26 protein-coding genes are annotated in these 26,977 nt (G+C 70.3%); 10 read left to right on the top strand and 16 right to left on the bottom strand.

Annotated features, from left to right (window positions below; all coding sequences use genetic code 11):
• The first annotated feature begins 98 nt into the window (after window positions 1–98).
• The 3 genes from ABD366_RS27070 to ABD366_RS27060 all read left to right on the top strand — a co-directional run bounded on the left by ABD366_RS27070 (window position 99) and on the right by ABD366_RS27060 (window position 3,694).
• Window positions 99–1,208, top strand: a complete 1,110-nt coding sequence (locus ABD366_RS27070) for an alkene reductase (protein ID WP_324765717.1) — start codon at window positions 99–101, stop codon at window positions 1,206–1,208.
• Window positions 1,209–1,372: 164 nt separating this feature from the next.
• The gene (locus ABD366_RS27065; protein WP_324765718.1) at window positions 1,373–2,455 is read left to right on the top strand and encodes an SDR family oxidoreductase; all 1,083 of its coding nucleotides are present in this window, start codon (window positions 1,373–1,375) and stop codon (window positions 2,453–2,455) included.
• Between the two features lie 213 nt (window positions 2,456–2,668).
• Window positions 2,669–3,694, top strand: coding sequence for an EthD domain-containing protein (locus tag ABD366_RS27060; protein WP_324765719.1), 1,026 nt, complete (start codon window positions 2,669–2,671; stop codon window positions 3,692–3,694).
• Window positions 3,695–3,782: 88 nt separating this feature from the next.
• Here the strand turns inward: ABD366_RS27060 and ABD366_RS27055 are convergent, their stop codons facing one another.
• Both ABD366_RS27055 and ABD366_RS27050 read right to left on the bottom strand, forming a co-directional pair.
• Window positions 3,783–4,649 (bottom strand): hypothetical protein, encoded by an 867-nt coding sequence (locus ABD366_RS27055; protein WP_324765720.1) that lies wholly within the window; start codon window positions 4,647–4,649, stop codon window positions 3,783–3,785.
• Window positions 4,650–4,983: 334 nt separating this feature from the next.
• The gene (locus tag ABD366_RS27050; RefSeq protein WP_324765721.1) at window positions 4,984–5,454 is read right to left on the bottom strand and encodes a hypothetical protein; all 471 of its coding nucleotides are present in this window, start codon (window positions 5,452–5,454) and stop codon (window positions 4,984–4,986) included.
• A 217-nt stretch (window positions 5,455–5,671) separates the two neighbouring features.
• Here ABD366_RS27050 and ABD366_RS27045 point away from each other — a divergent pair, with 217 nt between their 5' ends.
• A complete protein-coding gene (locus ABD366_RS27045) occupies window positions 5,672–6,499 on the top strand; it encodes a hypothetical protein (RefSeq protein WP_324765920.1) in 828 nt (275 codons plus the stop codon).
• A 114-nt stretch (window positions 6,500–6,613) separates the two neighbouring features.
• On the opposite strand, the gene ABD366_RS27040 is transcribed toward ABD366_RS27045, so the two are convergent.
• Window positions 6,614–8,764 (bottom strand): hypothetical protein, encoded by a 2,151-nt coding sequence (locus tag ABD366_RS27040; protein WP_324765722.1) that lies wholly within the window; start codon window positions 8,762–8,764, stop codon window positions 6,614–6,616.
• Window positions 8,765–8,915: 151 nt separating this feature from the next.
• On the opposite strand from ABD366_RS27040, the gene ABD366_RS27035 reads away from it, so the two are divergent.
• A complete protein-coding gene (locus ABD366_RS27035; protein WP_324765723.1) occupies window positions 8,916–9,206 on the top strand; it encodes a hypothetical protein in 291 nt (96 codons plus the stop codon).
• Between the two features lie 251 nt (window positions 9,207–9,457).
• On the opposite strand, the gene ABD366_RS27030 is transcribed toward ABD366_RS27035, so the two are convergent.
• The 3 genes from ABD366_RS27030 to ABD366_RS27020 all read right to left on the bottom strand — a co-directional run bounded on the left by ABD366_RS27030 (window position 9,458) and on the right by ABD366_RS27020 (window position 12,295).
• A complete protein-coding gene (locus ABD366_RS27030) occupies window positions 9,458–9,982 on the bottom strand; it encodes a hypothetical protein (protein ID WP_324765724.1) in 525 nt (174 codons plus the stop codon).
• A 128-nt stretch (window positions 9,983–10,110) separates the two neighbouring features.
• Entirely contained in the window at window positions 10,111–12,051 is a 1,941-nt protein-coding gene (locus ABD366_RS27025) for a LamG-like jellyroll fold domain-containing protein (protein ID WP_324765725.1), read from the bottom strand.
• Between the two features lie 103 nt (window positions 12,052–12,154).
• The gene (locus tag ABD366_RS27020; protein ID WP_324765726.1) at window positions 12,155–12,295 is read right to left on the bottom strand and encodes a hypothetical protein; all 141 of its coding nucleotides are present in this window, start codon (window positions 12,293–12,295) and stop codon (window positions 12,155–12,157) included.
• A gap of 99 nt (window positions 12,296–12,394) precedes the next feature.
• On the opposite strand from ABD366_RS27020, the gene ABD366_RS27015 reads away from it, so the two are divergent.
• On the top strand, window positions 12,395–13,753 hold the full coding sequence (locus tag ABD366_RS27015) for a VanZ family protein (protein WP_324765727.1): 1,359 nt from the start codon (window positions 12,395–12,397) through the stop codon (window positions 13,751–13,753).
• Window positions 13,754–13,917: 164 nt separating this feature from the next.
• Here the strand turns inward: ABD366_RS27015 and ABD366_RS27010 are convergent, their stop codons facing one another.
• Window positions 13,918–14,397: an SRPBCC family protein gene (locus ABD366_RS27010; protein WP_324765728.1), complete on the bottom strand. Its 480-nt coding sequence runs from the start codon at window positions 14,395–14,397 to the stop codon at window positions 13,918–13,920.
• 235 nt (window positions 14,398–14,632) lie between these two features.
• Here ABD366_RS27010 and ABD366_RS27005 point away from each other — a divergent pair, with 235 nt between their 5' ends.
• Together ABD366_RS27005 and ABD366_RS27000 are read left to right on the top strand one after the other, a co-directional pair.
• Window positions 14,633–15,703: an NAD(P)/FAD-dependent oxidoreductase gene (locus ABD366_RS27005; protein WP_324765729.1), complete on the top strand. Its 1,071-nt coding sequence runs from the start codon at window positions 14,633–14,635 to the stop codon at window positions 15,701–15,703.
• Window positions 15,600–16,118: a GNAT family N-acetyltransferase gene (locus ABD366_RS27000; protein ID WP_324765730.1), complete on the top strand. Its 519-nt coding sequence runs from the start codon at window positions 15,600–15,602 to the stop codon at window positions 16,116–16,118. The genes ABD366_RS27005 and ABD366_RS27000 overlap by 104 nt, the downstream gene beginning before the upstream one ends.
• Window positions 16,119–16,198: 80 nt before the next feature.
• Here ABD366_RS27000 and ABD366_RS26995 read toward each other — a convergent pair whose 3' ends face one another.
• From ABD366_RS26995 to ABD366_RS26980, 4 genes are all read right to left on the bottom strand, one after another.
• Window positions 16,199–17,257 (bottom strand): serine hydrolase domain-containing protein, encoded by a 1,059-nt coding sequence (locus ABD366_RS26995; protein WP_324765731.1) that lies wholly within the window; start codon window positions 17,255–17,257, stop codon window positions 16,199–16,201.
• Window positions 17,258–17,356: 99 nt separating this feature from the next.
• Window positions 17,357–17,761: a RidA family protein gene (locus tag ABD366_RS26990; protein WP_324765733.1), complete on the bottom strand. Its 405-nt coding sequence runs from the start codon at window positions 17,759–17,761 to the stop codon at window positions 17,357–17,359.
• A complete protein-coding gene (locus ABD366_RS26985; RefSeq protein ID WP_324765734.1) occupies window positions 17,758–18,885 on the bottom strand; it encodes a mandelate racemase/muconate lactonizing enzyme family protein in 1,128 nt (375 codons plus the stop codon). The genes ABD366_RS26990 and ABD366_RS26985 overlap by 4 nt, the downstream gene beginning before the upstream one ends.
• Before the next feature lie 74 nt (window positions 18,886–18,959).
• Complete coding sequence (locus ABD366_RS26980) at window positions 18,960–19,748, bottom strand: creatininase family protein (protein ID WP_324765735.1); 789 nt, start codon at window positions 19,746–19,748, stop codon at window positions 18,960–18,962.
• Window positions 19,749–19,789: 41 nt separating this feature from the next.
• On the opposite strand from ABD366_RS26980, the gene ABD366_RS26975 reads away from it, so the two are divergent.
• Window positions 19,790–20,749: an ROK family protein gene (locus ABD366_RS26975; RefSeq protein WP_324765736.1), complete on the top strand. Its 960-nt coding sequence runs from the start codon at window positions 19,790–19,792 to the stop codon at window positions 20,747–20,749.
• A gap of 68 nt (window positions 20,750–20,817) precedes the next feature.
• Here the strand turns inward: ABD366_RS26975 and ABD366_RS26970 are convergent, their stop codons facing one another.
• The 5 genes from ABD366_RS26970 to ABD366_RS26950 are packed head-to-tail and all read right to left on the bottom strand — an operon-like array spanning window position 20,818 to window position 25,913.
• A complete protein-coding gene (locus ABD366_RS26970) occupies window positions 20,818–21,633 on the bottom strand; it encodes an ATP-binding cassette domain-containing protein (RefSeq protein WP_324765737.1) in 816 nt (271 codons plus the stop codon).
• Window positions 21,630–22,448: an ABC transporter ATP-binding protein gene (locus tag ABD366_RS26965; protein ID WP_324765738.1), complete on the bottom strand. Its 819-nt coding sequence runs from the start codon at window positions 22,446–22,448 to the stop codon at window positions 21,630–21,632. The genes ABD366_RS26970 and ABD366_RS26965 overlap by 4 nt, the downstream gene beginning before the upstream one ends.
• Window positions 22,445–23,359, bottom strand: coding sequence for an ABC transporter permease (locus ABD366_RS26960; RefSeq protein ID WP_324765739.1), 915 nt, complete (start codon window positions 23,357–23,359; stop codon window positions 22,445–22,447). The genes ABD366_RS26965 and ABD366_RS26960 overlap by 4 nt, the downstream gene beginning before the upstream one ends.
• Window positions 23,356–24,345, bottom strand: coding sequence for an ABC transporter permease (locus ABD366_RS26955; protein ID WP_324765740.1), 990 nt, complete (start codon window positions 24,343–24,345; stop codon window positions 23,356–23,358). Before ABD366_RS26955 ends, ABD366_RS26960 begins: the two co-directional genes overlap by 4 nt.
• Window positions 24,342–25,913, bottom strand: coding sequence for an ABC transporter substrate-binding protein (locus tag ABD366_RS26950; RefSeq protein ID WP_324765741.1), 1,572 nt, complete (start codon window positions 25,911–25,913; stop codon window positions 24,342–24,344). Before ABD366_RS26950 ends, ABD366_RS26955 begins: the two co-directional genes overlap by 4 nt.
• 54 nt (window positions 25,914–25,967) lie before the next feature.
• On the opposite strand from ABD366_RS26950, the gene ABD366_RS26945 reads away from it, so the two are divergent.
• The gene (locus ABD366_RS26945) at window positions 25,968–26,858 is read left to right on the top strand and encodes an IclR family transcriptional regulator (protein ID WP_324765742.1); all 891 of its coding nucleotides are present in this window, start codon (window positions 25,968–25,970) and stop codon (window positions 26,856–26,858) included.
• Window positions 26,859–26,977: the final 119 nt, after the last annotated feature.

Genomic DNA, 26,977 nt, shown 5'->3' with positions numbered 1-26,977 from the left:
ACGCTTGACCTTCACGTCAACGTGAACGTTTAGCTTCGGGAGAGTCGGCCGATCACCGCGGCCGGCGGACCCTCTTTCAGCTTCTGCGGAGTAACTCCATGCCTGACCGCCTGTCCCTGTTCGACCCCGTCCGGCTCGGGGCGCTGTCGCTGTCCAACCGCATCGTGATGCCGCCGCTGACCCGCAGTCGCGCCCTGCCGGACGGGCGTCCCGGTCCCTTCGCCGCCGAGTACTACGTCCAGCGTGCTTCTGCCGGGCTCATCGTGACCGAGGGCACCGCCATCTCGCCCGAGGCCATCGGCAACCCCGACATCCCCGGACTGTGGACCGACGCACAGGTCCAGGCATGGAAGCCGGTCACCGACGCGGTGCACGACGCCGGCTCGGCCATCGTCACCCAGCTGTGGCACACGGGGCGCGCCTCGCACCCCAGCCTCCAGCCCGGCGGCAAGGACCCCGTCGGCCCCTCCCCCATCGGCATCGACGGGTGGACGTTCGCCCGGGACGGCCGCACGCCGCATGTGACACCGCGGGCGCTGGAGACCGAGGAGATCCCGGCGATCGTCGCCCAGTACGGCACGGCCGCCAGGAACGCGGCGGCCGCCGGCTTCGACGGCGTCGAGCTGCACGCCGCCAACGGCTACCTGATCGACCAGTTCCTCCAGGACAGTGCCAACCGGCGCACCGACCGTTACGGCGGCAGCGTCGAGAACCGCGCGCGCCTGCTGCTGGAGGCGCTCGACGCGCTCATCGACGCGGTCGGTGCCGATCGCGTCGGCGTCCGGCTCTCGCCGAGCAGCACCTTCCAGGACATGCACGACTCCGACCCGGTCGCCCTGTTCACCTACGTCCTGGACGCACTCGCGCAGCGCGACCTCGCCTACCTGCACCTGGTCGAGCCGGGCATCGTCGGCGACGACTCGGAGACCGGCCGGCGCCCGGCCGACAGCATCGACAGCGCCTGGGTGCGCAAGCGCTACCCGGGCCGTCTGATCGCGGCGGGCGGCTACGACCGGGAGCGGGCGCTGCGGGCGGTGGAGAGCGGCACCGTCGACGCCGTGGCCTTCGGCCGCGCGTTCATCGCCAACCCCGACCTGCCCACCCGCCTGGCTCAGGGCGCCGAGCTGAACGAGGCGGACCGTTCGACGTTCTACGGCGGAGACGAGCGCGGCTACGTCGACTACCCCTTCTCGACGGCGACCGCCTAGCGGCTGCGGAGCGGAGTGTCCGCTCCGGACGCCGCACCGGCCGGGTGGCGTTTACCGCGCCGAGAGCGGTCCGGTCCGGTGCGGTCGGCCACGGCCACAAGACGGTGTCCCTCACCTGGCCGCCGCACGTCCTGCCCGCGCAAGAGAAGAGAGCAAGGAAAGTCATGAACACAGATGTACGTCGCCGAAGCGCCCTGGTGGTCGGCGGTACCGGGATCGCAGGCCGGGCCCTGTGCCGGGAACTGGTCGCGAACGGCTGGCCCACCACCAGTCTGTCCCGGCGGAAGAGCGCCGCCCCGGACGGTGTGACGACGCTGCGTGCGGACCTGACCGACCCACGGTCGGTGGAGCAGGCCCTGGCCGGTACGGCTCCGACCCATGTCTTCATCACGGCGTGGAGCCGCCGGCCGACCGAGGCGGAGAACATCACCGTCAACGCGGCCATGGTGCGCAACGTCCTGGACGCGGCAGGCCGGGCGGGAACCCTGCGGCACGTCGCGCTCGTCACCGGGCTCAAGCACTACCTGGGCCCGTTCGAGGCGTACGGCACCGGAGCGACGCGGGACACCCCCTTCCACGAGAACGAACCCCGCCTGGACGCCCCGAACTTCTACTACGCGCAGGAGGACGAGCTGTGGGCGGCGGCCGAGCGCCTCGGCTTCGCCTGGAGCGTCCACCGTTCGCACACCATCATCGGGTACGCCGTCGGGAACGCCATGAACATGGGACAGACCCTGGCCGCTCAGGCGGCGCTGTGCCGCGCCGAGGGCACACCCTTCGTCTTCCCCGGCAACGAGGTGCAGTGGAACGGCATCACGGACATGACCGACGCCGGTCTGCTGGCCCGCCAGATGATCTGGGCCGCCACCACCGAGAACCTGCCGAGCCAGGCGTACAACGCCGCCAACGGTGACGTCTTCCGCTGGCGCTGGATGTGGCCCCGCATCGCCGAACTGCTCGGCGTCGAACCCGAGGGCTATGCCGACCGGGCGCGCCCCCTGGAGCAGCAGACGGCCGGGAAGGAGGACCTGTGGCGTCGGCTCGCCGGACGGGAGGGACTGGTCGAGGCTGACCTCTCGCGGGTCGCGTCCTGGTGGCACACGGACAGCGACCTGAGCCGCCCGGTGGAGTGCTTCACCGACATGAGTCGCAGCCGCGGCGCCGGGTTCACCGACTATGCCGACACCCTCGCCTCCTTCGCGGCCCTCTTCGACACCCTGCGCAGTGAGAAGGTCATCCCGGCCTGAGCCCCTTCTTCCGTTCCTGGCGGCGTGGCCCGGCGGCGCCGCCAGGAGCCTGGAGGCGGCCGGTTGTGTCCCGCGCTCGTGGAGTGCCTTCGGGTGAGTCTGCAGGGCCGGCCGGATCAGTGGCCGCCCGGCGCGGGCGTGGTTGCGCTCCTACCGACCTAGCCTCGCACCGCCAGCACCCCCGTATCCGGCCGCTTCCCGCAAGGACCGCCCATGGCTTCGCACGAGGTTCCCGACCCGAGTACGTCCGATCGAGTTCACCGGGCCCCGCACCGCCGGACCTTCACCGCCACCACCGAGCCGCTCACGGTGACCCCCACCTTCGTCTCCAGAGCGGACGCCACACCGCGCGCCCTGCGGCCCCAGGACGCGGGCTCGGCCGTCGATTCCTCGGGCCACGAGGTCGAACAGCCCGACGCCCGGCCGCACGACCTGGCGCTGGAAGGCGATCCCAACCTCGCCTTCGAGCACTTCGACGAATACTGGCGCAAGGTCCACGGGCCGAAGTTCGCCTACGACGAGCCGGGCAGCACCTCGGAGCTGGTCGTGCGCTACGACCAGGTCCACCGCATCGCCGGCGGCCCCTCCTCCGCCTGGCCACCGCCGTACACCGCCATGACCGACACCGCGGGCCGGCTCCTGGACGATCCCGCCGCGCACGTCCCCGTCCACCGCAGGCCGCGCTGGGACGGACTGGCCTACATCACCTACCGCACCCCGGGGGACGTCGACACCACCTTGGGACAGGAGAAGTTCGCCCAGCGTGTCATCGCAGACGAGCGGACCGTCTTCCGCAAGGTCACCCGCGGCCTCACCCGGGAACACATCATCTTGCCCAGCCGTCTGCGCCGGGAGCCGATCAGCCTGGTGCGCATTCTGCAGCGCCGCCCGGAGGTGTCGCGTGAGGACTTCCAGCGCTCCTGGCTCGAGGACCATGCCGCTCTCGTGCTGTCCCAGCCGGCGACCCACACCTACGTACGCCGTTACGCGCAACTGCACACCATCGGTACCACGATGGAGGACCCCGACGCCGCCGCCATGGACGTCGTCGAGATCCTCGGCTTCGCCTCAGTCAACGACGTCGAGGACTACCTCACCAGCAGCGACCAGCACGCGATCACCGAGCACGAACGGTCTTCGGCGGGCGAGGGCGGCGAGTTCTGGACCGGGGTGAACTACACCGTCATCGACCGGCTCATGCCGGAGCTGGCCACCGAGGCGCACGACGAGGGACGGTAGGCGCCGCCGGGTCGGTGCTGCGCGGTCCCCCGCCGTGGCCTGAGGTCGGGCGAACAGGTCCGGGAGGTCATCAAGCGGCGGCAGGTTCTCAGACCTCGAACAACGCGCCGCCGTTCGCCGGGGCCTCCACGACCTGCGCCGGGTCGATCCGGGGGACCGAGAAGGGTTTGTCGTAGTCGGTGAAGGTTACGGCGGTACGCATGCCGCCGGAGGTGCCGCTCACGGAGCGCAGCCGCGGGTCTCCGTCCGCGACGAGATACGCGGTGCCGCCTCCGCTCGCCGAGGGCAGCACAAGCGGAATAAGGCGTTCCCCGTCGCGGGTCACGACGGGCAGCGTGCGGGTTCCCTCGGGACGCCGGGTCATCGCGGTGGCCAACATCTGGCCGACGCCGCACTGCTTGCCGAGGGCCTGCGCACCCTTCGGGCCCGACGGCGCCTTGATGTACTTGCCCCGGGCCCGGGCCGTGAACGCCCGCACGCGCGCGCCCATTTCGGGGCTCATGGCTTCAGCCTTGACCTCGATCGCGGCGAGGGCCGCGTCGGTGTACTTCAGGTATGCCTCGTCCTTGCCGTCGCCCTCGCCGTCCCCGTCGGTGTCCGCGCCTCCCTTGAGGTAGACGACGTGTGCGACGACTCCGTCGCCGTCGTCGATGGTCCCGGAGCAGTTTCCGTGGTGGTCCAGGCGCACCTCCGCCCGTACGTGCTTGGTGCCCTGCCGGACATCGGCCGCCATCCGCACGGAGTAGGCGTCGCGCAACCAGACGCCGGCCTGCCGCAACAGCCTCTCCCCGCGCACCTGGTCGGCCGGTTTCGCCTCGGCGGTTCCGGTGTCGCTCACGGACGCTGCCGGCGCGGTGAGCGCACGCACCTCCGTGGCCGGCTCGACGGGCCGGAACACCGCGCCCCCGGCGGCGAGCGCGACGACGAACACCCCGATGATCACCTGTCGGCGCATGCCCCGTCTCTCACCTTCACGCATGATGTGTCCCCTTGATCCGGTCACCCAGGAAGCCCGGTCCCGGTTCTTCCCCACTCCCCCATCGGACGCGTCGCCTCAACCGTCACAGGTTGCGCGCATGTCCCTTCTCACACCGGAGATCGGCCGCCGCCGTACAACCTTCAGCCCCCTCCGACTGTCGGCCGACAGCCGGGCCGAACACTGAGCGACCTCGGCGCCGATGGCGCTCCGCACTCCGGGCAATGCCGCCTTTTCGCACGCCGGAGCCATGGCCCTCAGCAGTCGTCCGGCGCCGAGCCGCAAGATCACCAACAGAGTCCCGGCACTGCGCCTAGCTGTCCGGACCGACCGTGGGATGTGAGGCCAGAGCGAGGGCCGTGGCGCGCAGTCGGGACTTCCATTCCTCCTCGTCGAGCCCCAGCGTGTACTCGAAACAGCAAGCACATGTCCGAAGCAGTTCCACGAAAGCATGCTCTTCCGCGGTCGCGACCTCCACCTCCCACCACGTATCCGACGCCAGCTCGGTGAGGGACACGTCCCCGGCGGCGAACCTGGTGGCCAGCCTGCGGAGCGCGTAGCGCTGGGCCGGAGCGGGATCGGGCAACGCGATTCCGAGCTCTGCGAGCGCCTGCTCGAAGGCGTCGCGGATGTCCCGGGAGTCCGTCTTGCGCGACAACCCGGCGAGCTCACAAAGTGTCGGGCTGTCCGCCCCTGCTGCGAGTGCCTCGGCAGCGGTCATCGGCAGGTCTTCCGGACACACCTCATCTGCCTGATAAAGCCACGCCGCCTCCTCCATAGACATCTGAACTCGGCGTACGGGGCTGCCCGGTTCGGACGCGCCGTCTTCTATCGCTGCCATGGTTCATACGATGCCAGCACCGTGCGAACACGTGCTCAGCATTATCGGTCGCTCCGGCGTCGCTCCAGCCCCGAGGCCGTGTGTAGTTGGCCCGCCCGGCTGGATACACGCCAGGTACTCGGTGGAACCGGTTCACAGCGTCCCGTACGGTCGGCCCGTGATGATCAGAACAGGCGAACCCCGCAGCCTCGGCGTCCCTTCCTCCGAGGCACGGCTGCACTTCGACACGGAACTGCAGGAACGCGGTGGAGGAGCGCGGCGCCGCTTGCTCATGGTCGACGACGAGCCTGCCTTCGAGCTCAGCTTCTACTGCGGAACGTGCCCGCTCCTGTTCCGCCGGCTGGAAACCGCAAGAGAGAAGTTGTCTCTGGAGAGCATGCAGGAACAGCTCACCGGCGCACTGGACGATCCGGACGACGGCGGTGTAATCGATGCGTTCGCTGCGTTGCTGCCGCAGGGCGAGTACCTCCCGCTGCTCCTGAGCGTGGAACCCCGGTTGATCATTCCGGGGAAGGAGGGTGACTACTTCAGCGGTGAACAGGTCACGACGTGGGGGATCGATCAGTTCTGGGGCCTCCCCGAGTACCCGCACACCCCGTACTACCGGACCTTCGAGACCGCGGTCGACGCGGACGCCCACCTCTACGAATTCGTCGTGCCCATGGTCCCCCCGACATGGAACGAGAGAGAGCGCGTCGAGGAGTACGTCGCGCTCATGGGGCAGGGAACGGTCCCCACAGCGGTGGCGATCTCCACGCTGGACGTGTGCCAGCCCGCCCTCAGCTTGGGCGATGACTCCTCCGTCCACTGGGGCCTGACCCACTTCCTCCTCGACGGCCACCACAAACTGGAGGCCGCTGCCACAGCCGGCCGGCCTGTGCGGCTCCTCTCACTCCTGGCCCTGGACGAGAGCCTGGCCGTAGCGGAGAACTGTGCCCGGCTGCCTGCCCTGCGCGCTCAGCCACGCTCGGCCCGAACGACCGGATAGCCGGCCCGACAGATCCAGTCCGCTGGCGGCCGACTACGACATTCACGGTCCGGGACGAACGGTGCAGGGCGTGGCCCGGTTCGGATGTCGAGGCGGTCGACGATGGCCGGCAGGTCAAGGTGCCGCGGGGCCCGTGCAGGCCGTGAGGAGTGCCCGCGCCCGGTTTCGGAGGGCTTCGTCCTGGCGGATGACGCGATCTTCGACTCCCGAGCGGATCACCCGGGCATCGCCGTCGGCGAGAGCGGCAAGCCGACGTACCTGTTCACCGGTCAATGTGTCAGGGCCGAGTGCTTCCAGGGCGTCGCAGGCCCCCGTCGGATCGGCGTCGGATTCCGCCGACCGCAAGGCGGCTTCGGCGAGCGAGGCACGGTTCAGCGAGGCAGGTTCGGCCACGGCCGTGAGGGCCAGCACCGCGGCCGGTGCCTGTGCCGGATCGTCGAGGGTCGCTTCCAAGCGGGCCGCGAGCGACCGTCCCGCGGGGCCGAGGAGGGCCGTGGTGCGGGCGGCCCGCACCACCGACCACCGGGACCAGGAGTTCCGTTCGGCGCGCGCGAAGACCGAGTCCAGAACGGCAACCACCTCGTCCACGTCCCCCGTGACACGCCACAACGCCTCAGCGAGAGCCGTGTCCGTATCCAGCGCGGGGGTGGTGTCGCCGCCCGTGCCGTTGAGCGCCTCGCGCAGGACAGGCGCAAGCGTCGCTGCCCGGGGACCGAGCGCACCAGCCATCCTGGCGGCCTCTCCGAGCTGGCCGGCACCACCCCGGAGATGCTGTTCGAGGCAGAGCAGCAGGGGTGCCAACTCGCCGGTGAGGTCGTGCAAAGCCTCCGCCGCCGGGAGGACTCCCTGCTCGCCCGCCACCGCCCGCAACGAGGTGACGGCCCGGACCCGGTCCGCCGGGGCGCAATCGGCGGCGACGGCAGCGACGGCTCGGGCAGCCTGAGCGGGAAGGTGCGGAAGCGCCGCGCACAGCTCGGGCAACGCCGGCGCTGCCTCGGCGCCCCATCCCGCCAGCAGGTTCGTCAGCTGCCAGGGTTCGTTGCCGCTCAGGGCCTCGGGCCGGGCAAGGCGGACCCGGACGGCGTGAAGGAGTTCGTCGCTGCAGGGGAAGGCGGAGTCTTCCGGGCTCCGGAACCCGGCAGCGGCATCGAGGGCCCGCGGGCGCCGCCCGAAGCCGGCTGCCAAGAGCGGGGCCGACTGCGCGGGCGCAACCAGTACGAGCGCGGCCAGGGCCCGATCCGCATGGTCGTCGTCGCGGTCCGGGTTCCGTCCGGCAAGGGGGGCGAGGACGTCCGCGGCCGGCGCGGCAACGCTGCCCAGCCGGCCCAGCAGGGACGACAAGGCGACCACCGACTCCTCGTCGACGGCCGCCGCTCGCAGGTTCCGCACCAGTCGCCGCGGGGCGCTGCGGGAGACCATGCAGGCGCGGTCGGCGGCCCAGAGACCTTCGGCCCGCACCTCGGCCCGATCATCGAGCAGGGCTGCGTCGACCAGTGCGAACGCCGCCTTGCGCTCCATGTCACGGCTCCGGCCCAGGAGTGCCTCGACGACGGCCGCCAGCGGCTCCCCGCGATCGAGATCGAAAGCAGGACGCATGGAGTCGGCGGGCAGAAGGGACAGCATCGTCGTGTGCATGGCCTCGGTCCACGGAGTTCCTGCGTCCAGGGAGGCGAAGACGGCGGACCTGCGCACCTCGGCCGGCTGCGACGAGTCGAGGACCGCGGCGGCCGCCGCGGCTCCGATCTGTGGGTCGAGCCGTGCGATCCCGGCCAGGACCTCGGCGCGCGCGGAGGACTCGCGCTCCTCGTCCCAGCGTGCGCGAAGAGACGGGAGCGCGATCACGGGCGCGCGGGTATGGGACACCGCCCAGGCTGCGGTCCGGCGGACCTCCGGGTCGGGGCAGGCGAGCAGGGGCAGCAGCAGCGGGAGTTGCTCTGCCACGGCCGCCCGGACCGCGCCCGGTGCCACGCCGTACTCGTCCTCGCTCTCTGCCATGCCGCCGAGCAGCGCCAGGACATCTGCTGTGCGGTGGCCGGCCACTGCGATCCCGGCCAGGAACGGCACCGCCTCCGCAGAGGCGGTGTAGACCGTCCCCTGGTGCAGCACGCTTCCATACAGCCCGGACAATGCTTCATCCGCCGCTTCCACGTCGGCGCCGGTCAGAGCCCGCAGCGCATCGGGAATGTCCTCTGCGGTGCCGTACGCGTGGGAAAGGGCGGACCAGGGCCGGGCGTCCAGGCCGTCGAGCGGGTGTGCGAGATCCATGCGAGGCATCGTGCCAGCCACCGCTGACATGCCCCCGAGCACCTACGGAACTCTTCGGACCGACTGGGGCGCCTCGCAAGTCATGTTCAGGCTGCCTGCTGCTTGAGCCGATGGCGGCCGCCTGCGGCAACCCACGTGAGATCATCCGTCCATGAGCAGCGACCTGGAAATAAGTGCTCTGGCGATCAATGTCACGATCCCGCAGGCGCTCCGTTGGACGGACACTCGACGCGGTGAAGCGTTCACGCTGACCACACTCAACGTCCGGCTCCTCTCGAACGGGCACCTCGCCGCAAAGGCCTACGGCCGGCCGATCGGAGGTGGTCGGGGCGCGTACGTCTCGTTCCCGGTCCCCGACAGACCCGAACTGGCGGCCCTGGTCGCCGCCGCTGCCGACTCTGCCGGGACGTTGTGGGCCGGCCATCGCGGTCTCGATCACTGAGTTTGCGGGCCTGATGTGCGCTTCGGGGTGCTGGAGCAGGAACCCGGGTGTCCGCGGTCCGCGGTGCCTGGGACAGCGAACCAGGCACCGTGAGTCAGGCAAGGTCATTGCTCTGGCAGCCGCCGAGCAGAGCGGGCCGCTGCCCGACGAGTGACGTGAGCTGATCGGCGGTGTCGAGGCGATGGTGTGCTTCTACCGTCGCGGGCGGAAGGCGTGGCCCGTACTCGGAATGGCGCTGCTCACCGCCGAAGTCACGCCGGGACAGGAGCGCCGTCCGTGGTCGGGGTCAGCGTTTCGAGCCGTTTGATCTTCCGCCACACCACGTACAGGGGGATCACCCCGAACACCCCGAAGGACATGTCGATCACCGACCACCAGAGGGGAATCCCGCGGATCGGCCCGCAGATCAAGGCCAGTGGGATGATCCCGGCGCAAGCGATCATCCCGAACTCGATCACCCAGATGTTGCGCACCGGGTCGCGGTACGGCCCGTAGAACGCAACGGCGATGACGAGGTGGGCGAAGGCCAGCCAGTCCGTGCCGTAGAGCAGGAAGGGATAGTCCGTGTCGGCCTCGTCGAGTCCGGCACGGACACGTTCCACCCACTCCATCAGTGCGGGCAGGTGGTCACCGACGGACAGCCCGTGCAACAGGTCCTCGGTCCAGCGCAGTTCATGGACGAGCGGAAAGGCGGTGGCCCCGCTGAGCACGAGGCACACGACGAAGAGGACCAACCACGCACGGATGCCCTTGAGCTGGGCGGCTCTGTCACTCATGGCAGGAGCGTACGCCATTGTTGAACACGTTCAAATACCGCCCCCGCCCCGCAAAGGGGCCGCCGAGCGAACCGAGTTGAGGGCGCTGCCCGACCGGCGGTATGGACAGAGGTCGTGGAGCTTTCGCGTCAGGCTGTCAGAAACTCGTGCTTCGCCAGCGGACGGTCGACGATGCGGATCTCACCGATGTCGCCGTGGAAGACGATGTCAATCGCGCCCGCGTATTCGTGGCCTCCCACGAGCCACGGCAGGCCGAGCGAGGTGAGACCGTTCGACACCCGCTTCGGGTCGTCGGCGACAGGAGCACCGTTCACGTACAGCTTCGTGAAGCGGCCGTCGTTGACCACCGCGATGTGCCACCACCGGAGTTCCGCCAGGCCGTGACTCCAGTTGGTGGTCGGATACGTGTTGTTCAGCGGGTAGTGGTTGAACTGCACCTCGCGGCCGTTGTTGGTGATGGCCAGCTGCGCCAGGGGTTCGCTGGGGTCGGTGTTCTTGCCCTGTTTGCCGGCGTCTGCCGCCGCTCCTCGCCGGCTGAGCATCGATGCGTTTCCGTTCCGGCCCGCGTCCCAGTCCAGTGGAATCCGCACGAACGTCTCGATCGTGTATCCCCCCTTGAACGTCTGCCTGTTGAGGGGAGCTGTCTCACTGGTTGCCAGATAAGAACCGGTTACGGGGTTCCTGCCACCGGTGAAGCGCAGGCTGCCGTGCCCGGGCTGGTCGGGATGATGGTCGTCGGACCAGGTCAGCGCGTCCCCGGCGGTACCGGGCAACGTCACCACCGACAGATCGTTGCCCTTGCCGGTGAGGTCGTGGATCGTCTGGCCCTGTGCGAGAGGGGCCCCGGGTGTGCCCTGTCCGTCGAAACGCCAGTACGCCTGCGTTCCTCTGACCAGCACGCGGCCGGCCGGGCGGGCAGGACGCGTGGGGACGGGGATGAAGCCGGAGAAGCGCTTTTCGAAATCGATCGGGATGGCGAAGTTGTCGACGGGGCCGGTGATGCGAGCGTGCTCGGCCGCCAACTCGTTGCGGGTCTCCGGTGCCTGAGCGAGGATCCAAGGGTTGATCGTCTCGACGTCGATCGTGTTGCGGGCCAGATCGAAGTGGTACAGCCGGATCATGGCCCCGCCACCGAAGAAGCGGTTCTGGTAGTTGGCGATGTGCATGTAGACGTCGTTGCCGTACGCGTTCTTCTTGGTCGTGCGCCCGGAGGGCCAGTAGTGGCCGTTGAGGGTCAGGAAGATCTGGTCGTTCTCCTTGACCAGCCGGTCCCATACGGTCTGGCCGTGCTCCGACAGGGCGGCGTTGTTCTCCGGATCGCCCGACTCGTATGGGAAAACGTTGTCATCGTAGTCGGAGTAGACGATGTCGTGCGACGTCAGAATCACCGGCATCCCGGGATGCCGCTTGATGAACGCGTCGGCCCAGGCGAAGCCCTGGTCGGTGGTTCGCCAGTCCAGTGCCAGGACCAGCCAGGACCGTCCGGCCGCCCGGAAGATGTGCGCTGTGTTGTAGCCGGTCCGGTCCGAGCCGGCGAAGGTCTTCGCGTGTCTGAACCGCTCGGGTCCGAGCGTGCGCAGGTACGGCGTGTCCCCGCGTGTGTCATCACCGCTCACGTCGTGGTTTCCGGCCAGCACGCTGTATGCGGCGCCCCTGGAGTCCAGCACGTCGAAGGCCCTGTCGACCTGCTGGAACGAGGACGGATCGGCGTCCTGCGTCAGGTCGCCGAGGTGGGACATGAAGACGATGTTGTTGTCGGCGACTCCGCTGTTGTTGATGATGTAGCGGAAGGACTCTTCCTGAGGGGTCCGGTTGACGCTGTCCTGGCTTCCCCAGTACAGGTATTGGGTGTCCGGCATGACGGCGAAGGTGAACTGAAGCGCGGTCGGGTCCGGGGTCCATCTCCCGATTCCGCCCTTCGGCGAGGCGTCCGCCGCGGACGCCGGCGCCCCACCGAGGACCAACGACCCGGCTGCCGCACCGGCCCCCGCCAGCGCCGCATTGCGCAGGAAACCCCGACGGTCGTGACCGGAGAGTTGCTGGGGTGATGTGTTTTCGTCAACGCACATGGACGCGCTCCCTAGGTGCTGGTTCAAACCGCAACGACGTTATGCAGGTGCGGTCCGGCGTAGGGAGACATGAGGTGGCGAACACGCGGCAAGTGTCTGACCACTACGGGACGTAGGAGCCGGACAGGACCGAACCGGCCCGGACCGTCGCCCCGGGCGCAATGGAGGCGTCCACCGCCCGGAGTCCGCGCAGCAGTTCCAGCACATCCTTGTCGGCGCACCCGTCGCCGTCACCCCTCGACACCCCACACCCTACGCACAAAGCCGCAGCTCACACCCCTATACACACCCTGTATACGCAGTGTGTATAGTCACCCGCATGATTTCCGCGTACCTTCTGCCGATGAAGACAGCAGCAGCGCTCTTCCCGCTCCTCGCGTTGCTGCTGTTCCTCCCGACGGCGGTCGTCCTGTACCGCCGCCACGGCACCATGTCGCAGTGGCGCGCCCTGTCGCTCCTCGGCTTCCTCTACTACGCGATCACGGCCCTGTGCATGACGCTCGTCCCGCTGCCCGCGCGGACAGCAAACATGTGCAAGACGTTCGCGGCGGTCGCCCACCCGCAGTGGCTCCCGGGCAACACCTTCGGCGACATCTGGAAGGAGGCGCACCACAAGGTCACGTTGAACGCGCTGCTGCTCCATAACCCCGCGGTCAGCGGTGCGGTCCTGAACCTGGCCCTGCTGCTCCCACTGGGCGTCTTCGTCCGCTACCACCTGCGGCGCGGTATCGCCGCCGCGGCCGTCGCGGGCTTCGGCGCCTCGCTGTTCTTCGAGGTCACGCAGGTCACCGGGCTGTGGGGCATCTACCCGTGCCCGTACCGTCTGTTCGACGTCGACGACCTGCTGCTCAACACCACGGGAGCGCTGCTCGGCTGGTACGTGGCCGGGCCGCTGACCCGGCTGCTCCCGACACGGGAATCACTGGGCGACACGACGCCGGCCCGACGGACCGTCACCCCCGGACGGCGCCTGGTGGCGCTACTGGTCGACCTGACCGGGGTCTCGGCCGTCACCGTCCTCGTGGCTCTGGTCGCGGCGGGAGACATGTACGGCGCATCCCGTCCCGTACCGCAGGTGATGGTCGCGGTCTTCGCCGTGTGGTTCGTCGTACTGCCCTGGCTGACGGGGACGACCCCGGGCAAGCGGCTTCTCCTGCTGAAGCTGGCGCCGGCCGGAGGCGACGGGCGGCCTGCGCTGTGGCGGGCCGGGGTTCGCGCGTCGCTGCTGGGCGTGGTGACCCTCCCGCTGATGGCGACCCTCGTGGCCGCGTCGATGGTCCTGCTGTACGGGCCGTCGTGGGTGGTGCACCGGGTCCAGAACGCTACGGCGGCGGACGCGCGCGCGATCCAGTGGAAGCTGATCGATCAGTTTCCGCAGGTGCTGCTGATCGCTCTCGTCGCGGTCCTGCTCGGCGGGTACGTGCTGATGACTTGGAGGCGGAGGCCGGACCTCTGGGTCCATGAGCGGGCATCCGGGGTGCGCACCGTGGCACTGACGCACACCCGCACCGGCAGCGGTCCTCACGCCGAGCCCGAGCATCGCACCGCGCTCCCGCAGAGCACGCACGCGCTTTATGCACATGAAGGGTACGAGCCCCAATTTTTCCGCGCCCCGGACGCTCCGCAGGCTCCCGGACCGGGCGCCGACGCGACGCAGACCCCGGCGCCCGAACCCGCCCCCACGGTGTCGGAGCACCACTGACTCTCGGGGGTGAATACCCACTGAGCGGGCAGCGGCCATCGGCGGTGAACCCAACAACTGCTCCACCGCCGGGAACCGACCTCCCGGGGACCACGGGGACCCCGCGCTGTGCGCCTTGTTCGCGAAGGTCCTCGGCAGCGAACAGTGCTGGGCCGACCCGTGTGTCAGGCGGCGGACAGCCCATTCTCGACAGTACGAGCAAGGATTCCGAGCGTGGCCCGCAGCCCGGCCTCCGGGATGACCGGGAAGACGCCCGCCTCACGGTACTTGTCGTCGACCTGGCTCCAGTCGTAGTAGGAAGTCACAAGGGTGCCCGTCTCGTTGGGTTCGAGTCGGTACCCGTAGAGATGACGAATGGGCGGCTGGACGGTGCCTGAGATCGTCCACTCCAGGAGCGCGTCGCGTTCGTAGCGAGTGATGATCACGGTGACGTCGTACCGCCCCATGGGAAGGTCGCCAAGAGCCTCCCGATCCATATGGACGACGAACTCGTCCCCCACCGCACTTACGGGATCACCCTCCGCGGACTGCAGCATCCCTGAACTGTCGATGCCCACATGGCCCAGCGGGGATCGCAACACCCCAAAGATGGCCGATGGGGACGCGGCAATCTGACGGGTGACATCAAACCGGTCTGTCGTCATGCCACACCTTTACATGCATACTCCCGTCACCCGGCGGCAGGGGGAGCCGTCGTGCGGCAGTCGCGCCCGGCGCCTGAGACCCGGGCACCCACCGCCTGTGCCGCGGAACCGCCCGACGTGCGAGCGCCCCCAGCTCATCGCATGCTACTGACGTCGGGCCGGCACCGGCCCCCAGGTACGACCCGTACGGCCCAGGCCCGTGCGGATCCAGGCTCACGCAGCATGGGGAGACCCGATGGACCGCAGCACACGTGATGTGGTGGTGGTCGGCAACGGCATCATCGGCCTGTCCACCGCCTTCGAGCTGTCGCAACGCGCACCCGACCTGCGGATCGCGGTCATCGGCCCGGCGGCCCGCGAGGGAGCGGCGTCCGTGGCCGCCGGGGCCATGCTGAACTGCTTCGGCGAAGCCACCGTGTCCACGCTCGGCGATCCCGCGTCGGTCGCGAAGTTCGGAGTCCGCCTGGCCGGCGGCGAGACGATGTCCGCCCCGGCGGTGGTCGTAGCGGCCGGCAGCCGCACCCGGCGATTCATCGAGCAGCTTCCCCTGGGAGCGGTACCGCTGATGCTGCAGGGCACCGGGCTGGCCGTGCTGACCCAACGGCACGACGACGCCGCAGGGTTCGACCACGTGGTGCGCACCCCCAACCAGCCCGGGGCCTGCGGACTGCAGCTGGTGCCGCTCGGCGATCGAGGGCACGAGTACATCGGGGGCACCAACCTCCCCTCCTTCCTCCACTCGACGGGCCCCAGCCTCGGCGTGTCCTTCAACCTGCTGCGCAGGGCGTGCGAGGACTTCGACCACCGGCTGGGGTACTCCCACATCCACCGCTGGCTGGTCGGCCACCGCCCTGTCACGCTCGACGGATTCCCCCTGCTGGGCGCCGTCCCCTCCTGCCGGGGACTGGTCTTCGCGAGCGGCACCTACCGCGACGGCTTCCACAGCTCACCGGTGATCGCCCCGCACATCGCCGACGTAGTCCTTGACCGTGCCACCGCCCACCCGCACTTCGTCCCTTTCGCCCCCGAGCGGCCGCCGATCGAGAGAACGAGCGTCGCCGCCGCCACCGACCAGTTCGTCGAGCACCAGAACGACGACGCGGTCCTGCTCGGCATCCGGCTGCCGTACTGCATCGGACGGGTGCACTCTTGCGCTGGAACGATGAGTTGGGCGGGACACGCGCACGGAGGGATCGGCACCCATGAACGACACGTCACGGGGCGGCATCAAGGGCGAGACGACCTTGCTCGTTCCCGCCGCAGAGGAGCATCTGCCGCTGCTCGCCGAGTGGTTCGCCGACCCTGAGTTCGTGCGCAACTGGGGCGGGCGGCCTCTTTCCCGCGAGGAAGTGGCCGCTAAGTACATCGGAAGGCGACGTCCCGCGGTGGTCTCGTTTCTGGTCCTCAGGGGCGACGCCCCCGTGGGTTACGCCCAGTACGTCACCGCCGGCCCGCACGAAGGCGGCATCGACATGGTGCTCCTGCCCCACGTCCAGGGCCGGGGTCACGGTCCTGATGCCGCCCGCGCCCTCATCCGGCACCTCCATACCGTCGCGGGATGGGACCGAGTGACCGTCGATCCAGAAGCATCCAACAGCCGTGCCATCAGGGCGTGGAGCAAGGCAGGCTTTCGCCCGGTCGGCCCCCGGGGAAGCCAGCTGCTGATGGAGTGCAGACCCGCACAGAACGGCCCGCCCGGAGCGGTCCCGGCACACGCCTGACTCTGAAGACAGACTGAATCTCTTCGCAGGACGCACGCCGCACCCCCACGCAGTCAGAACTCCCGCTCCAGCCCCCCGCGTCAGCGCGCCCCCGTCGGCGCCGCACTGCCGAAGGCGACGTTGTTGACCAGGGTGCGCACCCGCGCAATGGATGTATTGCTCCGGCTCGGATGCACTCGGTTGGTGAGCAGGACCGAGTAGCGGCGCGAGTCAGGGTCGATCCACAACGAGGTGCCGGTGAAGCCGTTGTGCCCGTATCCGTTCGGCCCGATGAGGTCGCCCGCGTGCGACGTCACGGGGTCGGCGCCCATCCACCCCAGGGTTCTGCGGTGGTTCAGGTGATCGGTGCGCTGGGCGCTCATGACGCGGTAGGTCTGCGCCGACAAGATGCGGCCGTTGCTCCCGAGGCCCTCGGAGCACAGTGCCTGTCCGAGCAGTTCCATGTCTGCGAGGGTGGAGAAGATTCCCGCGTGTCCGGCAGCCCGGCCGATCACTGCCGCATTCTCATCATGTACCTCGCCCTGCACTACGCGACCACGCCACGGATCGTCCTCCGTGGCAACAGCGTTTGCCCGCATGGGTGCAGGCAGTCCGAATGAGGAGTTGGCCATGCCTGCCGGAGAGAACACGCGTTCACGGACGAGCTGGTCCAGGCTGAGCCCGGACGCCGCTTCGGCGATGAGGCCGAGAACGATGTAACCCTGCGACGAGTAGAACACGCTGGTGCCCGGCGGCGTCACACGGGCGAGATTCCGGACGGCGGCCAGCAGCGTCTCGCTGGTGGGGTTCCACCGGAAAAGAGGAACTTGGCCGGGGAGTCCCGACGTGTGCGTCAACAGATCCCGGACTTTCAGCGAAGCATTGTGGTCAGGGTAATCGTGCAGGTAATCCCCTGCGGTGTCTTCGAGTGAGAGCTCGCCGGACTCTACGAGCGACATCACTGCTGTTGCCACAATGGGTTTGGTCACTGATGCGAGGTCCCAGTGACTTCCCTCCGCAGCATCGTCGCCGTCCCAGGAGAGAGTGCCGACAACACCCCGGTCCCACGAGCCGGTGTGGTCACCGTAGGACCACGCCGCAGCCGAGAACGAGCGGTTCTCCCTCGCGGCCAGCAGAATTTCACGAACCCGACTGGACATCACGCTTTCCCCTTTGCGTTTGTTGCATGTGTGTCCTCTGAGGATGCCTGAGGTTCGGGGCGGCGCGATCCGCGCCGCCCTCCCCCGCACCGGCCCCGCCTACTCCGTGTGCCTCAAAGCCACCACGTCGATCTCGACCAGGATGTTCATGAGGTCGGAACCGACCGTCGTCCGCACCGGCAGCGACTTCCCCGTCGCGCCGAATACCGTGCGATAGGCGGCGTCGAAGCCCTCGAAGTCGCGGTGCAAGTGCTGGAGATGCACGGTCGACTTCACGACGTCCCCGAGATCGAGTCCATCGGCGGCGAGGACGGCGGCGAGGTTGGCGAGGACCTGCCGGGTCTGCGCCTCGATGCCCTCGGGGACGGCGCCGCCGCTCGCGGGATCCTGCGGGCCGAGGCCCGAGGTATAGGCGTACGGGCCTGCCGCGATCCCCTGGTTGTAGGCGCCGGCAGGCGCGGGCGCCGCGTCGGTACGCAGAGCGCGTCGGATGGTCCCGCTCATCGGGTCAGGTCCCCTTCCTTGGCGTTGATTTCGGCGTAGTGGCGAAGCTTGTCCTCGTCGACAGTGGCGCCGAGCCCCGGTCCCGTAGGCACGGTCAGGCGGCCCTCGCGCAGGGTCAGCGGCTCGATGATGTCGTCGGCGTGCAGGTAGTACATGGAGTCGATGGCGCGCGACAGGACCGGAGTACTGGCGACGACGGCGAGGTGGGCGGCGGTGGCGATGCCTAGTTCACCGCCACTGTGCAGGTTCATGCCGAGGCCGAAGGTCTCACAGTGGGCGGCGAGCGCCTTGGTGGCGGCGATCCCGCCCCACTTGTAGACGTCTCCGTGGACCACGTCCACCGCGCCGAGACGCACGGCGGGGGCGAACTCCTCGAAGCGCACCAGGCACATGTTGGTGCACAGCGGGATGCGGACCTTGGCCCGCACCTGGCTCATGCCCTCGATGCCCACGCAGGGGTCCTCCAGGTACTCCAGGTCCAGTTCTTCCAGAGCTATCCCGGCACGGATCGAATCGGGCACGGACCAGGCGGCATTGGGGTCGACACGCAGGTCGACGGTGGGGAGCTCGCTGCGCAGGGCGCGCAGGATCGCCACGTCGCCCGCGACATCGGTGGTGCCCTTGAGCTTGACGGCGCTGAAACCGCCCTCGGCGACGACCCTCGCCGTGTGCTCGGCCAGCGCGCGAGGCCGGTCGGCGGCGGGGACGCCAGGGGCGTCGGCACGGGTGATGAGCGCGGTGAGAGGAACCTCCGTACGGACGGAGCCGCCGAGCAGGTCGGTGACGCTCTGCCCGGTCGCCTTGCCCATCGCGTCCCAGCAGGCGACGTCGATGGCGGCGAGCGCCGCGTAACCGAGGTAGCCGTGGAAGAAGGGCACCATGTGCTGCTTGCGGTGGAAGGCTTCGAGCGCGAAGGGGCTCGTGCCGATCAGGTCCTCCGCGAGGATCCGCACGAGAGCGGCGACCGGCTGCCCCCACATCGTCTCGCCCCAGCCTTCGATGCCGCTGTCGGTGCGGATGCGGACGATGGTGCGTGTCTCGCCGGTCTTGGTCTCGAAGGACGAGGTGAACGGGTTGAGGAGCGGAAGGTTGACGACGTGGACGTCAACACCGGTGATCTTCATGCGGGTTCCTCGCTGAGTGGTGCGGAGGCGCGGTGCGCGCAGGCGGCACGGCGCGTGCGGGGCAGGCGGGTGGTTCAGGAAAGGGCGGTGCGGGTCGCGCGGTCGAAGGCGAGCACGGCCTCGGCGAACGCGCGGGCACGCGCGTCGAGGAGGGCTGCGCCCCGCTCGGCGTCGGCACCCGAGGCGTCGTCCGTGCTCCCGCCGACGCGCTCCCATTCGCCGTGCCGCTCGGTGGTGAGACCGGCGTACGGCGGCCGGTCGAAGAGCGGCGGCGGATCTACGGGCTCGCGGGCCACGACCGGGGTTCTCACCAGACCGGGGTGCGCGGCGAGCATGAGTGAGGTCTCGAACCAGCCCGCGTGACCGGGAACGAAAGCGGCATGCTCCGCGTCGGCGGCCGGCTCGCCGAGCGACCAGTACGAGCAGGCGGCGGCGGTGACGTCCGCGCGCAGCGCGAAGCGCTTGACGGCGAGCCGCATGATCTCGTCGTTGCCGCCGTGGCCGTTGACGAGGAGTACCCGCCGGTGTCCCGTCGCGGCGAGCGAGTCCAGGATCTCGTCGAGGACCAGGCCGAGGGTGTGTGCGGAGAGGGTGAGCGCCGCGGCGAAGAGATGGTGCGGGCTGTGCCCGTACGGCAGCGTCGGCAGGCGCACGAGACGTGGCACGTCCTCCCCCGCCGCGGCTCGTGCGCCGAGGTCGGCCAGGGCACGTTCCGTGACGGCCTCGGCGAGGAGTGTGTCGGTGCCGAGCGGGAGGTGTTCGGCGTGCTGTTCCTGGGAGCCGAGGGGCAGGATGGCGATGGCATCGGGCGCGGCCTCGCGGGTCTCGCGCCAGGTGGTCTCGGTCAGGTACCGGTGGTTCACGCTGCTGTCACCCCGGTGGCGCGGCGTGGCAGAGTCGGCGTATGGCTCATGAACGTAGTCCTTTGCGGTTGGTGCCGTCCCTGTCCGTGGCTCACGAGGGCGGCGGTGCGACGGGGCCTGGCGCGCTGGGCGCGGTCGAGGTCCTTCCGGGTCAGGTACGGGCGGCGCTGATGAGCGGGGCGGGGTCGGTGCACGAGCGTGCCGAGGCACGCTTCGACCCGGCGGCGGGGCCCGGCGCGGTGGACGCGGCGCTCGCGGAGGTGGCCGGACTGCTCGTGGCCGGCGCGCCGGTGGGCGTCGGCGTCGCAGCGGCGGGTGTGGTGGACCCGGCGGCGGGCCTCGTGGTGGAGGTGAACGAGGCGCCTGCCCTGCGCGGCTACCCGGTGGGGCGCCGTCTGGAGGCGTTGGTGGGTGTACCGGTACGTGTCGAGCACCGGGCGCGGGTGCAGGTGCTCGGGGACCGGTGGTTCGGTCCCGGGCGCGGCCGGCGCTCCTTCGCCTCGGTGTCCACCGGTGAGGTCCTCGGGGTGGGGATTCTCTACGCGGGCGAGGTGGTCGCCCCGCCCGGCGGGCGCAGCGGGGCGCACATGACGGTCTCGGCGAGTGGCCGGCGCTGCACCTGCGGGCGGCGGGGCTGTTGGAAGACGGTGGCGACGACGAGGTGGCTGCGGGAGCGCGCCGAGGAACTGGGGCTCGGCGGCGACGTGTCGCTCGGCGCACTGGTCGGGGCGCCCGGGAATGCGGCCGAGAAGCTCGTCGCGGAGTACGCGGAGAACGTGGCGCTCGGCCTCGCCACCGTGCAACAGCTCTTCGCCTGCGGCCTCTTCGTACTGCACGGCGAGGCTCGCGAGGGCGGTGAGCCCTTCCGTGCGCTGATCGAGGAACAGCTGCGGGCGGACGTGCTCGGCGGTGGCGAGCCGGTGCGGGTCGAGATGAGTGAGGCGGCCGTGGACGACGTGGCGCTCCTCGGTGCGGCGGGGCTGGTGCTTTCGGCGCGCTAGAGGCCCGGCCGCCGCGTGTGCTCCAGCCCGGCCCCGCACCTCCATCCCCGTCCTCGTCGCCCGGGGGCTCACGCGTCGCCCCGGCGGCGGCGTCGGCGGGGGTCGGGGACGGGTACCGCCGCGAGGAGAGCGCGGGTGTATTCGTGGGCGGGGTCGGCGAAGACCTGCTCGGCCGTGCCGGTCTCGACGATGCGGCCCGTGCGCATGACGGCGACACGGTCGGAGATCTGCCGGACCACGGCGAGGTTGTGCGAGACGAAGAGGTACGTCAGGCCGAGACGCTGCTGGAGTTCGGCGAGGAGATCCAGGACGCGGGCCTGCACGGAGACATCGAGGGCGCTCGTGGGTTCGTCGAGGACGACGAAGCGGGGTTCGAGGGCTAGGGCGCGGGCGATGGAGACGCGCTGGCGCTGGCCACCGGAGAACTCGTGCGGGTAGCGGTCGAGGACGGTCCGGTCCAGGCCCACGGCATCGAGGAGTTCGGCGACGCGCTCGCGACCGCGGGCCCGGCCGCGCCGGCCCCGGTACTCGGGGTCGTGGGTGACGAGGGGCTCGGCGACGATGTCGGCGACGCGCATGCGCGGGTTCATGCTCGAGTACGGATCCTGCAGGACCACCTGGAGTTGGCGGCGGAAGCGGCGCAGCTCGCCGCGGTCGAGGCGGTGCAGGTCGGTGCCGTCGAAGTGGACCGTGCCCGCTGTGGGCTCGGTCAGGCGCAGCACGAGACGGGTGAGGGTGGTCTTGCCGCACCCGGACTCGCCGACGAGGGCGAGTGTCTCGCCCTCGTGGACGCAGAGGTCCACGTCGTCCACGGCGAGGCTCGGCGGGCGGCCCGGGTACTCCTTGCGCAGGCCCCGGATGTCGAGGAGCGGGGTGGCGGTCATGTTGCGGGCTCCAGTCGGGGCGTCGCGTCGAGGAGGGCGCGGGTGTAGGGGTGGGCGGGGCGGGCGAAGATCTGCTCGACGTCGCCGCTCTCCACGACCTCGCCGTGGCGCATGACGACGACGCGGTCGGCGGTCTCGGCGACGACGCCGAGGTCGTGGGTGATGAGGACGACGGCCATGCCGTGGCGCTGCCTCAGGTCGAGGAGGAGGTCGAGGATCTGTCGCTGGACGGTGACGTCGAGCGCGGTGGTGGGTTCGTCGGCGATGAGGACGCGAGGGCGGGCGACGAGCGCGGAGGCGATCATGACGCGCTGGCGCAGGCCGCCGGAGAGTTCGTGGGGGTACTGGCGGTAGCGGCGCTCCGGGTCGGGGATACCGACGTCGGCGAGGGCTTCGAGAGCGCGGGTGCGGGCTTCGGCGCGGCTCACCTTGCCGTGCAGGCGCAGTACTTCACTGACCTGGGCGCCGCAGCGCTGGAGCGGGTCGAGGCTCGTCATGGGGTCCTGGAAGACCATGGAGATGTCGCTGCCGCGAAGGCGGCGCAGCTCGCGTTCGGGGCGGTGGAGGATGCCGGCGCCGTCGAGCAGGACGTCGCCGCGCGGGTAGACGCAGGGGGGTTCCGGGTTGAGGCGCAGCGCCGCGAGGGCGGTGGCGGACTTGCCGCTGCCGGACTCGCCGACGACGGCGAGGGTCTCGCCCGCGTGGACGTCGAAGCTGATGCCCCGGACGGCGTGCACGGTGTGGGCGTCCAGGCGGAAGTCGACGTGGAGGTCGTCGAACCGGAGGACGGGCTCGGAGGCCGGGCTGCTGGTCATCGGCGGTACGCCTTCGGGTCCGCGACGTCGCGCAAGGCGTCGCCGGTGATGTTGACGGCCAGGGAGGTGAGCATGAGGGCGATGCCGGGGAAGACGGCGACCCACCAGGAGGTGCCGAGGTAGAGCTGTCCGTCGGCGAGCATCGCGCCCCAGGTGACGGTCTCCTTGGGGACGCCGAGTCCGAGGTAGCTGAGCGAGGCCTCGGCGACGATCGCGGCGGCGACGTGGAGGGTCCCGATCGTGGCGAGCGGTGCCGTGACGTTGGGCAGGAGGTGCCGCCGCATGATGGTGGTGTGCCGTACGCCGATGGCGTGGGCCTCGGTGACGAACTCGCGGGTGCGCAGCGACAGCACCTCGGAGCGGACCACGCGGGCGTAGGAGACCCAGCCGGTGATGCCGAGGACGAGGATCACGTACCAGAGCCCGGAGCCGACGAAGCCGACCACGGCGAGCGCGAGGAGGATCGCGGGGAAGGCGAGCTGGACGTCGGCCAGGCGCATCAGGATGCGGTCGGTCCAGCCGCCGAAGTATCCGGCGGCCATGCCCGCGAGGGTGCCGAGGACTCCCGCGAGGAGAGCGGCGCCGGCGCCGACGAGGAGCGAGACACGTGTGCCGTAGATGACGCGTGCGAGCAGGTCGCGGCCGAGCTGGTCGGTGCCGAGGAGGTGCGCGGAGCTGCCTCCGTGCTGCCAGGCCGGGGGCTTGAGGCGGGCGAGGAGGTCTTGCGTGTTGGGGTCCGCGGGGGCGATCAGCGGGGCGAAGAGGGCGCAGACGATGACGAGGAGGAGGAAGGCGAGGGCGGCGACCGCGAGCTTGTTGCGCAGCAGGGAGCGGACGGCGGCGGCGCGGGTGCTGCCAGGAGCGGCGGGCTGCGCGGCCTCGGACTCCGGTGGTGCGGTGGTGGTGGTCATGCGTGGGTCCTCACCCTCGGGTCGAGAAGGCTGTAGGAGAGGTCGACGAGGAGGTTGACGACGACGAAGGTCGCGGCGAAGAGCAGGATCGTGGCCTGGACGAGGGGGAAGTCCCGGTTGGAGATGGCCTCGATGGTGAGGCGGCCGACGCCCGGCCAGGAGAAGACCTGTTCGGTGAGGATGGCGCCGCCGAGAAGACTGCCGACCTCCAGGCCGACGACGGTGACGACGGGCAGCGAGGCGTTGCGCAGTCCGTGTGTGAGCACGGTGCGTACGGGGCCGAGGCCGCAGGCACGTGCGGTGCGGATGTGGTCGGAGGCTAGGACGTCCACGAGGGAGGAACGCAGCAGCCGGGCGACCACGGCGACGGAGTAGATGGCGAGTGTCACCGAGGGCAGGACGAGGTGCGCGAAGGTGCCGTAGCCGGAGGCAGGCAGGGCGTGGAGGCCGACGGCGAAGACGAGGATGAGGAGGATGCCGACCCAGAACGGCGGCGTGGACTGGCCGATGAGGACACCGGTGATGACGGTGCGGTCGGTGGCGCGGCCACGGCGCATCGCGGCGAGGATGCCGGCGGGCAGGGCGATGACGAGGGTGACGACGAGGGCGCCCGCCGCGAGAAGCAGGGTCGCGGGAATGCGGTCGGCGAGGACGGATCGGACCGGCTGGCCGTAGAAGAGCGAGTTGCCGAAGTCGAGCCGCGGCAGGCCCCACAGATAGTCGAGGTACTGGGTGAACAGCGGCCGGTCCAGGCCGAGGCTGTGGCGCAGCGTGCTTTCCTGCTCGGCTGTCGCGTCGGGCGGCAGGAGCACCTTGACCGGGTCCCCGGAGAGCCGTACGAGGAAGAAGGCGACGGTCGCGGTGCACAGCAGCACCAGCAGCGCGGTGCCCACGCGGATGGCGAGCGTCCGCAGGAGGTGACCGGCGCGGCCCGGCTGCTTCGTGGTGTCGGCAGCGGCGGTGTCGGGGGTGAGGGTGACGCTCATCGGGTGACCTCCGCGCCGGCCATGTCGAGAACGCCGGCGGCGCCCGGGGTCCAGTTCGGGCGGCTGTTGCGGGCGTAGATGTTGTCGATCTGGTACAGGGGGACGAACGGCGCCTCGGTCTTGATGAGTTCCTGGAGTTTGCCGAAGGCGCGGCGCCGGACGGCGGGGTCGACGGACAGTTCCTCGGCGTCCACCAGGTCGTCGGCGCGCTTGTCGTGCCAGCGGCTCTGGCGGCGGTCGCGGCGCACGTTGGACTGGAGCATGCTCTCGCCGTCCAGGGTCCACACCGTCGAGGCCGCGAGGTACATCGGGCCCAGAGCGCTGTGGTTGTCGGACGTGAGGCGTTGCGCGTAGGTGCCGGGGTCGAGGAGGTTGACCCGGGCGTGCACACCTGCGCGGGCGAGGAGCCCGGAGAGCGCCTCGGCCACGTTGGCGTCCGCATTGGACGCGGTGAGGGTGGTGTGGAAGCCGTCCGGGTGCCCGGCTTCGGCGAGCAGCTTCTTGGCCCGGCTGACGGAGCGCTCGTACGGGGTGACCGAACCGTCGAATCCGAAGGCGCCGCGCGGGATCATCGCGGGGACCTCCTGGGCCTTCCCCCCGAGGACGGCCTTGATCAGGAGCGGTACGTCCACGGCGTGGTTGAGCGCCTGGCGGACGCGGCGGTCGCGCAGCGGGCCGTCCGTGAGGGTGTCCAGCGAGAGGTACGAGGTGCGGATGCCGGTGTGGTGGTCGAGGTGGACCCCGGGGTAGCCGTCGAGTTGCAGGGCGGCGTCGGGGGTGAGGCCGCTGACGAGGTCCACCTCGCCGCTCTGGAGCGCGGCGAGCGCGGAGGACGGGTTGGGCGCGGGAGTGAAGACGAGTTCGCCGACGCCGGGCGGTCCTGACCAGTGGCCGGCAAAGGCGCGCAGACGTAGTTCGTGGTCGCGCTGCCAGTGGGCGAAGGTGAAAGGACCGGTGCCGACGGGGCGGGCGGCGAAGCCGTCGTCACCGACCTTGTCGAGGTAGCGGGGCGGGACGACGACGCCGCCGAAGAGGGAGACCTTGTCGGGCAGGATCGGGTCGTGGACGGAGGTGTGGACGTCCACGGTCCGGCTGTCCACGACGGTGACCCCGTCGACGTACCGCAGTTCCACGATCGGGGACGCGGTGGCGGGGTCGCGGAGCCGGTCGAGGCTGAACTTGACGGCGGCCGCGTCGCAGACCTCGCCGTTGTGGAAGCGGACGCCGGGGCGGAGCCTGAAGCGCCACACCTTCGGCGAGATCGCCTTCCAGCCGAGGGCGAGTCCGGGGCGCAGCTTGTTGTCGCGGCCTCGGACGGTGAGCGGGTCGAAAAGGTTGACGAGCACGTTCATGGACGTCATGTCGCCCTGCTTCTGCGGGTCCATCGTCTTCGGATCGCCCGCCTGAGACACCCTGAGCACGTTGCCGACGTTCACGGCGGGCTCGGCGCCACAGCCGCTCAGCAGGCCGGTTGCGGCGAGCGCGGGTACGGCGCCGCCCCCGTACCGCAGCACGGTGCGACGCGTCGGGCGTGGTCGCCCTGACCCACGGCGAGGGAATCGTTCCATTGACCAACACACCCGTTCCGGCAGATGGAATGCAGTGCGGGTAAGCTAATCCGCATGGGGAAACAGGTCAATACTCCTTCGCAGGCAGCGGCCCACCCGGCCCCCGACGCTCCGCCCCCGGCCGGCGGCGCTCCGGGCCCCGTGGACAAAGCGCTGGAGGTGCTGTCAGCGCTCGTCGCCACGGGGGCGCCGCACCGTCTCGCGGACCTTTCCCGGCGTACCGGACTGGCCAAGCCCACCGTGCACCGGCTCCTGCGCTCCCTCGCCGCTGCGGGCTTCGCCGAACCGGGCGAGAACGGCAGCTACCGCCCGGGGCCGGCCCTCCTCGGCCTCGCCGCGGCGGTGCTCGGCGAGGAGCCGCTGCTGACACACGTCCGCCCGGTACTCGACGAACTCCGCGCCCGCACAGGCCAGTTCGCCTCCTTCGCCGTACGCGACCGAGAGTGGCTGGTGCACGTCGAGGTGCGCTCACACGGAACGGGCCTCGCCCTCGGGCCCCGGCCCGGCGAGCGCGAACACCTCACGGCCGGAGCCTGCGGACTGCTCGTCCGCGCGCTGACCGGCGAACCGGCGGAAAGCGGGGACCCCACTGCCGCAGACCCGTCCGTGCGTGAAACACACGACGACGCCGAGGAACTCGCGCGGGCCGCGCAGAACGGCTGGGCACTCGATCCGGCGGACCCCAACGCGGCGCGGCGCGCGCTCGCGGTCGCCGTGCGCGCCCCCGACGGGACTCTGGCGGGCGTCCTCGCACTGAGCGGCCCCGTCTTCACGTTCGACGACGCATCCGCCGAAATCTACGCGCCGCTCGCACTGTCGGCAGCACGCAGCATCGAAGCGGGTCTGGCGGCTGCGGCACCGCCGAGGCTGGGTCTGGTGGCGGAGGCGGACAACGGCAGGTCGGGGGGCGGTTGGGGCCGGCCCTCCCCGGCACCACGAGCCTGACCCATCTCGCCGAGAACATCCCGCCGGAGCCCTTCATCCGACCGAGGAGGAACTGACGGATCACGCCAGAGGCGGCACAGCCCTGGAACCGGGCCGACGCGGCGGCCCGGTTCCAGGAT

This window comes from Streptomyces kunmingensis (assembly GCF_039533535.1).
In the GTDB taxonomy this organism is placed as follows: Bacteria; Actinomycetota; Actinomycetes; order Streptomycetales; family Streptomycetaceae; genus Streptomyces; species Streptomyces kunmingensis.
This window is presented reverse-complemented; position numbering and strand designations above follow the sequence as displayed.

Bases quoted from the DNA above. Each gene is read 5' to 3' on its own strand.
- ABD366_RS26965 (WP_324765738.1), bottom strand. From the start codon at position 22,448: ATGACCAGCAGCCCGGCCTCCGAGCCCGTCCTCCGGTTCGACGACCTC.
- ABD366_RS27040 (WP_324765722.1), bottom strand. From the start codon at position 8,764: ATGGATCTCGCACACCCGCTCGACGGCCTGGACGCCCGGCCCTGGTCC.
- ABD366_RS27065 (WP_324765718.1), top strand. From the start codon at position 1,373: ATGAACACAGATGTACGTCGCCGAAGCGCCCTGGTGGTCGGCGGTACC.
- ABD366_RS26970 (WP_324765737.1), bottom strand. From the start codon at position 21,633: ATGACCGCCACCCCGCTCCTCGACATCCGGGGCCTGCGCAAGGAGTAC.
- ABD366_RS26985 (WP_324765734.1), bottom strand. From the start codon at position 18,885: ATGAAGATCACCGGTGTTGACGTCCACGTCGTCAACCTTCCGCTCCTC.
- ABD366_RS27010 (WP_324765728.1), bottom strand. From the start codon at position 14,397: ATGACGACAGACCGGTTTGATGTCACCCGTCAGATTGCCGCGTCCCCA.
- ABD366_RS27060 (WP_324765719.1), top strand. From the start codon at position 2,669: ATGGCTTCGCACGAGGTTCCCGACCCGAGTACGTCCGATCGAGTTCAC.
- ABD366_RS26955 (WP_324765740.1), bottom strand. From the start codon at position 24,345: ATGAGCGTCACCCTCACCCCCGACACCGCCGCTGCCGACACCACGAAG.
- ABD366_RS26995 (WP_324765731.1), bottom strand. From the start codon at position 17,257: ATGTCCAGTCGGGTTCGTGAAATTCTGCTGGCCGCGAGGGAGAACCGC.
- ABD366_RS27025 (WP_324765725.1), bottom strand. From the start codon at position 12,051: ATGTGCGTTGACGAAAACACATCACCCCAGCAACTCTCCGGTCACGAC.
- ABD366_RS27055 (WP_324765720.1), bottom strand. From the start codon at position 4,649: ATGCGCCGACAGGTGATCATCGGGGTGTTCGTCGTCGCGCTCGCCGCC.
- ABD366_RS27015 (WP_324765727.1), top strand. From the start codon at position 12,395: ATGAAGACAGCAGCAGCGCTCTTCCCGCTCCTCGCGTTGCTGCTGTTC.
- ABD366_RS26990 (WP_324765733.1), bottom strand. From the start codon at position 17,761: ATGAGCGGGACCATCCGACGCGCTCTGCGTACCGACGCGGCGCCCGCG.
- ABD366_RS27050 (WP_324765721.1), bottom strand. From the start codon at position 5,454: ATGTCTATGGAGGAGGCGGCGTGGCTTTATCAGGCAGATGAGGTGTGT.
- ABD366_RS27000 (WP_324765730.1), top strand. From the start codon at position 15,600: ATGAACGACACGTCACGGGGCGGCATCAAGGGCGAGACGACCTTGCTC.
- ABD366_RS26960 (WP_324765739.1), bottom strand. From the start codon at position 23,359: ATGACCACCACCACCGCACCACCGGAGTCCGAGGCCGCGCAGCCCGCC.
- ABD366_RS27035 (WP_324765723.1), top strand. From the start codon at position 8,916: ATGAGCAGCGACCTGGAAATAAGTGCTCTGGCGATCAATGTCACGATC.
- ABD366_RS26975 (WP_324765736.1), top strand. From the start codon at position 19,790: ATGGCTCATGAACGTAGTCCTTTGCGGTTGGTGCCGTCCCTGTCCGTG.
- ABD366_RS27030 (WP_324765724.1), bottom strand. From the start codon at position 9,982: ATGAGTGACAGAGCCGCCCAGCTCAAGGGCATCCGTGCGTGGTTGGTC.
- ABD366_RS26950 (WP_324765741.1), bottom strand. From the start codon at position 25,913: ATGGAACGATTCCCTCGCCGTGGGTCAGGGCGACCACGCCCGACGCGT.
- ABD366_RS27005 (WP_324765729.1), top strand. From the start codon at position 14,633: ATGGACCGCAGCACACGTGATGTGGTGGTGGTCGGCAACGGCATCATC.
- ABD366_RS27070 (WP_324765717.1), top strand. From the start codon at position 99: ATGCCTGACCGCCTGTCCCTGTTCGACCCCGTCCGGCTCGGGGCGCTG.
- ABD366_RS27045 (WP_324765920.1), top strand. From the start codon at position 5,672: ATGATCAGAACAGGCGAACCCCGCAGCCTCGGCGTCCCTTCCTCCGAG.
- ABD366_RS26945 (WP_324765742.1), top strand. From the start codon at position 25,968: ATGGGGAAACAGGTCAATACTCCTTCGCAGGCAGCGGCCCACCCGGCC.